Source organism: Vibrio sp. Of14-4, from assembly GCF_022347625.1.
Lineage (GTDB): Bacteria > Pseudomonadota > Gammaproteobacteria > Enterobacterales > Vibrionaceae > Vibrio > Vibrio pristinus.
Genome location: NZ_JAKRGI010000031.1, coordinates 24,918 through 31,547 on the forward strand (window position 1 = coordinate 24,918; position 6,630 = coordinate 31,547).

Here is a 6,630-nt window from a genome sequence, read left to right on the forward strand (position 1 = left end):
ATCTAAAATACAGTAAGATATGACTTGTTTGTCTAGTTTTTAAATGAAGTTGGTTTGGGCCAATAATGAGATCTTGATCTGTGTTTGAACTTAACAATTAATCGTGGTGATAAATGTGAGAAATCCAATTACTCTTGAAGCAATGCACATACTTGATGCTATTGACCGTCGAGGCAGCTTTGCAGCGGCAGCTAATGAGCTTGATAGAGCACCATCGTCTCTGAGTTATCAAATCCAAAAGCTAGAGCAAGATTTGGACGTTACCATCTTTGACAGATCAGGGCACAAAGCTCGTTTTACCGAAGCGGGTAAGCTTATTCTTGAGCGTGGTCGTATGATTTTGGCGGCGACAGAAAAGCTAGTTAATGATGCGAGTGTGCTCGCGAATGGTTGGGAGTTAGATATCACCATCGCATTGGATGGCATTTTATCCGTTGAGGACTTTTTTCCTATGGTGGAAGAGCTGGGTAATATCAGTTCGACCCGCATTCGTTTACAAGAAGAAATATTAGCCGGCTGCTGGGAGTCGTTAGAGCAAGGGCGCGCTGATCTACTGGTTTGCCCTAAGCCTGCGAGTATCCCTCAAGATGTAAAAGCGGAACCCATCGGTTCAATGACAATGGTGTGGGTTGCGTCGCCTAAGCACTATGTCCATAAACGAAGTGGGGTGCTTGATGAAGCAGCCAGAGCAAAATATCGCGTTGTGGCAATAGCAGACTCAGCAAGAGAGCAACCAGCGATGACGGTCAATATTTTACACAAACAGCCAACATTAACCGTGTCTAATTTGGCGGCAAAAGTATCGGCACTCAAATCAGGGCTTGGCATAGGAACACTTCCACGAACTGTTGCTGAGCCTCTTATTCAGCAAGGAAGTTTGGAAAAGATCGCAGACACCCATGATCTTAAGATAGACATACTTTTGGCTTGGAAGCGAAATCAAATGGGTGAAGCCAAGTCATGGTGTATCCAATACCTTAAGAAAAATTGGCCTTTGAACAACCATAACAACTAAAGCGCGTTTTATTCGCTCAATTTTAAAACCATGTCAGCAGTGCCATCCTCGAATTGTACATCTAATTCGAAGCCCAGTTTTTGTGCCAGCATAAGCATGCCTCTGTTAGTTGGCATCGTCATACCGGAAATTTGCTTAGTGTTTTTTTGGCGGCAATAGTCGATGATTTTTTGTAGCAACAGTTTGCCAAGGCCCATTCCTTTAAGATCTGAGCGAACTAAGATCGCAAACTCAGCATCGGTATTGTCTGGACTAAGGAGAGCACGTGACACGCCAATAATTTCGGGGTTTGAGCCAGAGTTGGTAATGGCAATGAAGGCCATTTCTCGGTCGTAATCAATTTGGGTGAGATTGGCTAATGCTTCATGATTGAGTTCGCCAACATCACTAAAAAATCGATTGTATAAGTCTTCTTTAGACACCTTACTCACAAACTGTGCATGGTTAGGTTCATCTTCTGGAAGAATAGGGCGCATGATAATGCTTGAGCCATCTTTAAGCTGGACTCTTTCTTCATACTCAACTGGGTATGGCCTAATGGCTAGGCGTTTTTGGGCTTCTCCCTGACTTTGTTTAAGAATCATGTCCGCATCAATCACTGTAAACTTGTCTCCCGCGGCAAGTAGCGGGTGAATATCTAATTCATAAACTTGTGGACAATCAACAATCATCTGGGATATTCGCACCAATAATTCAGAAAGCTTGGTAATATCCATAGGTATTGGTAATCGTTGAGGGCGGATCTTTCCTTCCTTGATGGCGCGGGTAACTAAGTATCTCGCTAGCGCCATGTTTAGAGGCGGTAAGGCACAGGTCGCATCAATCGATTCATCCCATTCAGCCCCTCCTTGACCAAGCAGAATAACAGGGCCAAATGTGTGATCGGTTTTTACCTTAATACGAATTTCTTCCCCTCCGGCGAGCTTAGCCATTGCTTGGATCAACAGTCCATGTATGTTTGCCGATGGGTAATGGACTTCTGCGCGATCTAAAATCGCTTCAGCAGCGCTTGCCACTTCGTGATGATTGCGTAAATTGAGCATGACACCTTGGATATCTGACTTGTGTGCAATATCTGGTGATCGCAGTTTAACCGCCACAGGGTAGCCAATCTGCTCTGAAATATGGACAGCTTCACTGGCATCAGAAGCGAGCCAAGTTGGCAGTACGTTAAAGTTGAAAAACTTTAAAAAAGCACCAATCTGATGAGTGTCTAACTCTAGGCTTACGTTATCCTGTAACTTATTTGCAATCCACTGCTTGGCATCACTAAGTTCACTAACATGCATGGGCTCGGCATTGGTTGGGGTTTCCATTAGTTGTTTTTGATTTCGCCGGTACTCGACTAAATGCATGAAACCAATGACAGCACTTTCCGGGGTTCGATAGGTAGGGATGCCAGCATTGGTAAAAATCTGACGAGCAGGTTTGACTGTATGCTCTCCCGACCAATTAGTCAGTATATTGAAATGTTGCCGGCGAGGGTGCTTGTTTATCGCTTCAACAATAGCTTGGGCGGTTTGTTGATTGTCTGTGCTCGCCGACGGACTGTGCATGATGAGTATCGCATCTGCGCAATCGCTATCCATGACAGCCTTGATGGCTTCAATATAACGTTCTTGTCCTGCATCACCGATTAAGTCAATGGGGTTATTGTGACTCCAATTGTCTGGCAATATTTCACTGAGCGTATCGATAAGGCTTGGTGGGAGGGAGGCCAACTGCCCCCCCTTCATTAATAATGTATCGACCGCAATGATCGCAGGGCCACCGCCATTAGAGATAATGGCGAGTCTTTCGCCTCGTAACGGAATGGAATGCGTCAAGGTTTCAACGGCAGCAAACAATTCGTGAGAGTTATTAACTCTCAGCATTCCTGAGCGCTGGATAGCCGAGTCATAGATAATATCGAGGCTATCAAGTCCGCCAGTATGAGCATACGCAGCGGTGCGACCAGCCTGTGTTTTGCCTCCTTTGAGCACTAAGATGCGCCGATTTCGCGAAGCCGCTCGAGCAGCGGACATAAAACGTCGGGCATTTTTTATCGTGTCTACATAAAGAAGTATCGCTTCGGTTTTCGAGTCCATGCTTAGATAATCAAGCAAGTCTGCAAAATCGATATCCAAAGCATTTCCCAAAGAAATGATGGCCGAAAAGCCAATGTTTTTATCGTTGGCCCAATCCAAGATTGTGGTGCACATGGCGGCTGATTGGGAAACAAATGCAATTTTTCCTTGTTTAGCATTGATGGGAGAACAAGAAGCGTTGATCTTCTCCCATGGCATGATAATACCGAGACTATTTGGGCCAAGCAGTCGTGTAGCGCTTCCTTTCGTGATATCACAGAGTAATGTGTTGTTTTCTTTCGTTAATCTAGTGGCAGACAGAACGATAACATGTTTGACTTGACGAGCTACAAGCTGCTGCAAGAGCGCTTCATTTCTAGAAGCATTAGTACATAAAATAGCGACATCAGGCGTGATTGGTAGTGAAGATACGTCTGGATAGGCTAATACACCACATACGGAGCGATGTTTGGGGGTAACAGGCATGACGACACCTTCAAAACCCCCTTGCAGGAGATTGGTCATAACTATATTACCTGCGCTGCTCGGTTTAATCGAAGCTCCTACAACGGCAATGGATTTAGGTTTAAGTAGGGCACTAAGATTATTCATGGCAGGCTTTCCCAAAATATTTTTACTACCAGTCTAACGGACCTATCCGACGAAACCAGAATGAAATAAGTGTTGTTATACGCTGATCACCTGACACGCATCTGACTTTGTGTATCACATCACAATGTAGCGGGGAATATTTCGAAAGTGAGCTTGATTCTCTGACTTTCTAACGGCATGATTTACAGTAACTTCTACAAAAGGCATGTGAAGAATCCCCATGAAAAGAATCGCAATAGTTAGCTTACCCTTAATGCTGTCAGCTTGTGTGTCGAGTGACTACGTCACTGATGTATCTTCTGAGAGCTACCGTGAAGATTATAAAACGGCGGCAATGCAAGAACCAATTATGGCCGAACAAGACATGGGTAACGGCATGATGGAAGAAGCGACTATGACAGTTAAGCCTATGAACAATAAGGCTAAGCCTGCAGTTGCGATCGTGGCACCGACAGAGAAGCAAAAAGCCATGAGCTCACGATATGGCTTCACAATTCAAGTGGTAGCCGTGGGTACCCAAACAAAAGTGGATAAATTTGCACGCAAGCTACCAAAAAATGGTGAGCCTATCTGGGAAAACTACAAAGTAGTGAATGGTACTAAGTGGTATACCATCCTTTACGGTGATTACGCGACGCGAATGGATGCGAAAAAAGCCATCGCCAAGCTGCCTAATGAGCTGCAAGATATGAAACCTTTCGTAAAAAGTATTGATGCGATTAAAAAATCCCAATATCCAACACTTAACAAGCTGAACTAATTATTCTCAAAGGGGGCATTGGCCCCCTTTCTTACGCATAAAAATTGACCGCTTGAATTGTCAGTAATGACATACTTTAGTCAAATCAATGAATCTTTTCTGATTTTTGATTACTATCGGTTTTTAATACCTCTGTTATATCACGGAAAAATTTCTCATGGCGAATACAACGATTTTACTACTTTGTGGCGGTGGCTCTGCGGAGCATGAAGTATCACTAGTTTCTGCAGACTATGTTCAGGCCAAGTTGGAATCCATTGAGAGCTTTGAGGTTATTAGAGTTGAAATTAAGAAAGAAGCTTGGTTTTGCAGCGATGAGATAGTGTATCTAGACACCAATAAAGGCACACTGAATTTTGAACATCGCGCTATTAAGGTCGATTTTGTCGTGCCATGTATTCACGGCTACCCAGGTGAAACAGGGGATATCCAATCAATGCTGGAACTCGCTGGTTTGCCTTATCTTGGCTGTGGTCCTGAAGCGAGCACAAATTGCTTTAATAAAATCACATCAAAATTATGGTACGACACACTGTCTATACCCAATACGCCATACATCTTTTTGTCTGAGAACAGCCCGAAATCTTATGAAAACAGCCTAGCAGCATTTGATAAGTGGGGTGAGGTATTCGTTAAAGCTGCTCGCCAAGGTTCTTCCGTTGGTTGTTACAAGGTCACAGATAGAGAGCAACTTAAAGCGGCGATTGATGGTGCCTTTGGCTATTCCGATCAAGTGTTGGTTGAAAAAGCAGTTAGACCACGAGAGTTAGAGGTCGCTGCGTTTGAATTTAAAGGAAAACTACACATTACGCCTCCCGGAGAAATAAAAGCGCCGGAAGATGCGTTCTACTCGTATGATGAAAAATACAGCTCAACCAGCCAATCGATTACTGATGTCCAAGCGTCTGATTTGAGCGAGGAACAGCTTAGTATTATTGAAAAGTCATCGAGAAAAGTCTTTGAACAAATGAAGCTTCGTCACCTATCCAGAATCGACTTCTTTTTAACACCTGATGGGCAGGTATACCTTAATGAAGTCAATACCTTTCCGGGGATGACTCCAATCTCAATGTTTCCAAAGATGTTAGAGCACAGCGGCATTACAGTGATCGACTTTCTTAAAGATTGTGTTGATACGTCACTTATTGAATGAAACAAGTACTTTTCGTAGTTGGTCACATAAAGGTAGAAAATTTCTTATTTGATAGATAGTTACAGTGTATCTTTGTTGAATTTGTCATTGCAGTGTAATGATTTAACTAGATTTATTTTTGTGGGATGGGCTTCAGTAAATTTGCCTTTTGCCGATAAACTTGAATAAGAGCGATATACAATTATTATTAAATTAACTGATTACTAAGATAAAATACTATGGCTGCTGCAACATATCGAGGATTTACCCTCAAAACTGCTGGAAATTCTACCGATGTATGGCAAGTTCAGATTAAGAATCATACTTTATCTGGAAGCATGCCTGCGGTTAAAAAGAGCATTGATTGGTTTTGTGACACTGCAAATATCATTGACCCAAAAGAATTTGGCTCTCTCGGTAACAAGAAAGAAGCTGAGGGAGGCCCAGTTCAAGAGGATTTCCATGGCTACACACTCAAGAACGATAATGGTAATCCCAACGAATGGTACTGTTTCTTTAATGGCAAATTAATTAAAGGCGGAAAGGTTGCCATGCAAAAGCATATCGAGGCATACTTGATCGCCAAGCAGAAAGCAGAACAACAACAGAAGAAATAGTTATTTATGAGTCTCGTATATTCGACAGAGGTCGGCAGAATACAGTCCGAACCGGAAAAAGTTCAGCGCCCTAAAGGTGATGGCATTGTTCGTATACAGCGCCAAACTAAAGGACGCAAGGGTAAAGGAGTAAGTATAATTACTGGCCTAGATTTAGAAGACGCACCACTCAAACTTTTAGCAGCTGAATTAAAGAAAGTATGTGGATGCGGCGGTTCAGTAAAAGATGGCACCATCGAAATACAAGGTGATGCCAGAGATAAAATCAAAGCGCATCTCGAAAAGAAAGGCCATACGGTGAAACTTGCCGGCGGTTAAGGCCTTTTTTCAAGGCTAATATCTAACTTAAGCATCACAGATGAATAAGTTAGATATTAGCTATTTTATGGTAAATGGGTTATGTTGAATGCAACAGACACGTTGTAAGC

Annotated in this window: 6 protein-coding genes; 5 read left to right on the forward strand and 1 reads right to left on the reverse strand. The window is 43.0% G+C overall.

Annotation, left to right across the window (positions count from 1 at the left end):
* Window positions 1–115: 115 nt before the first annotated feature.
* The gene (locus MHN79_RS19745) at window positions 116–1,015 is read left to right on the forward strand and encodes a LysR family transcriptional regulator (protein ID WP_239174583.1); all 900 of its coding nucleotides are present in this window, start codon (window positions 116–118) and stop codon (window positions 1,013–1,015) included.
* 8 nt (window positions 1,016–1,023) lie between these two features.
* Here MHN79_RS19745 and MHN79_RS19750 read toward each other — a convergent pair whose 3' ends face one another.
* Window positions 1,024–3,693: a bifunctional acetate--CoA ligase family protein/GNAT family N-acetyltransferase gene (locus MHN79_RS19750; protein WP_239174585.1), complete on the reverse strand. Its 2,670-nt coding sequence runs from the start codon at window positions 3,691–3,693 to the stop codon at window positions 1,024–1,026.
* A gap of 220 nt (window positions 3,694–3,913) precedes the next feature.
* Between MHN79_RS19750 and MHN79_RS19755 the strand changes: the two genes are divergently transcribed.
* The 4 genes from MHN79_RS19755 to yciH all read left to right on the forward strand — a co-directional run bounded on the left by MHN79_RS19755 (window position 3,914) and on the right by yciH (window position 6,520).
* The gene (locus tag MHN79_RS19755; RefSeq protein WP_239174587.1) at window positions 3,914–4,453 is read left to right on the forward strand and encodes an SPOR domain-containing protein; all 540 of its coding nucleotides are present in this window, start codon (window positions 3,914–3,916) and stop codon (window positions 4,451–4,453) included.
* 157 nt (window positions 4,454–4,610) lie between these two features.
* Window positions 4,611–5,606, forward strand: a complete 996-nt coding sequence (locus MHN79_RS19760; RefSeq protein ID WP_239174589.1) for a D-alanine--D-alanine ligase — start codon at window positions 4,611–4,613, stop codon at window positions 5,604–5,606.
* 218 nt (window positions 5,607–5,824) lie between these two features.
* Window positions 5,825–6,202: a DUF3319 domain-containing protein gene (locus MHN79_RS19765; RefSeq protein ID WP_160927885.1), complete on the forward strand. Its 378-nt coding sequence runs from the start codon at window positions 5,825–5,827 to the stop codon at window positions 6,200–6,202.
* Between the two features lie 6 nt (window positions 6,203–6,208).
* Window positions 6,209–6,520, forward strand: a complete 312-nt coding sequence (yciH, locus tag MHN79_RS19770) for a stress response translation initiation inhibitor YciH (RefSeq protein ID WP_152431912.1) — start codon at window positions 6,209–6,211, stop codon at window positions 6,518–6,520.
* Window positions 6,521–6,630 lie beyond the last annotated feature (110 nt).

Coding starts and splice junctions, on each gene's coding strand:
- MHN79_RS19750 (WP_239174585.1), bottom strand. CDS start 3,693: ATGAATAATCTTAGTGCCCTACTTAAACCTAAATCCATTGCCGTTGTA.
- MHN79_RS19755 (WP_239174587.1), top strand. CDS start 3,914: ATGAAAAGAATCGCAATAGTTAGCTTACCCTTAATGCTGTCAGCTTGT.
- MHN79_RS19760 (WP_239174589.1), top strand. CDS start 4,611: ATGGCGAATACAACGATTTTACTACTTTGTGGCGGTGGCTCTGCGGAG.
- MHN79_RS19765 (WP_160927885.1), top strand. CDS start 5,825: ATGGCTGCTGCAACATATCGAGGATTTACCCTCAAAACTGCTGGAAAT.
- yciH (WP_152431912.1), top strand. CDS start 6,209: ATGAGTCTCGTATATTCGACAGAGGTCGGCAGAATACAGTCCGAACCG.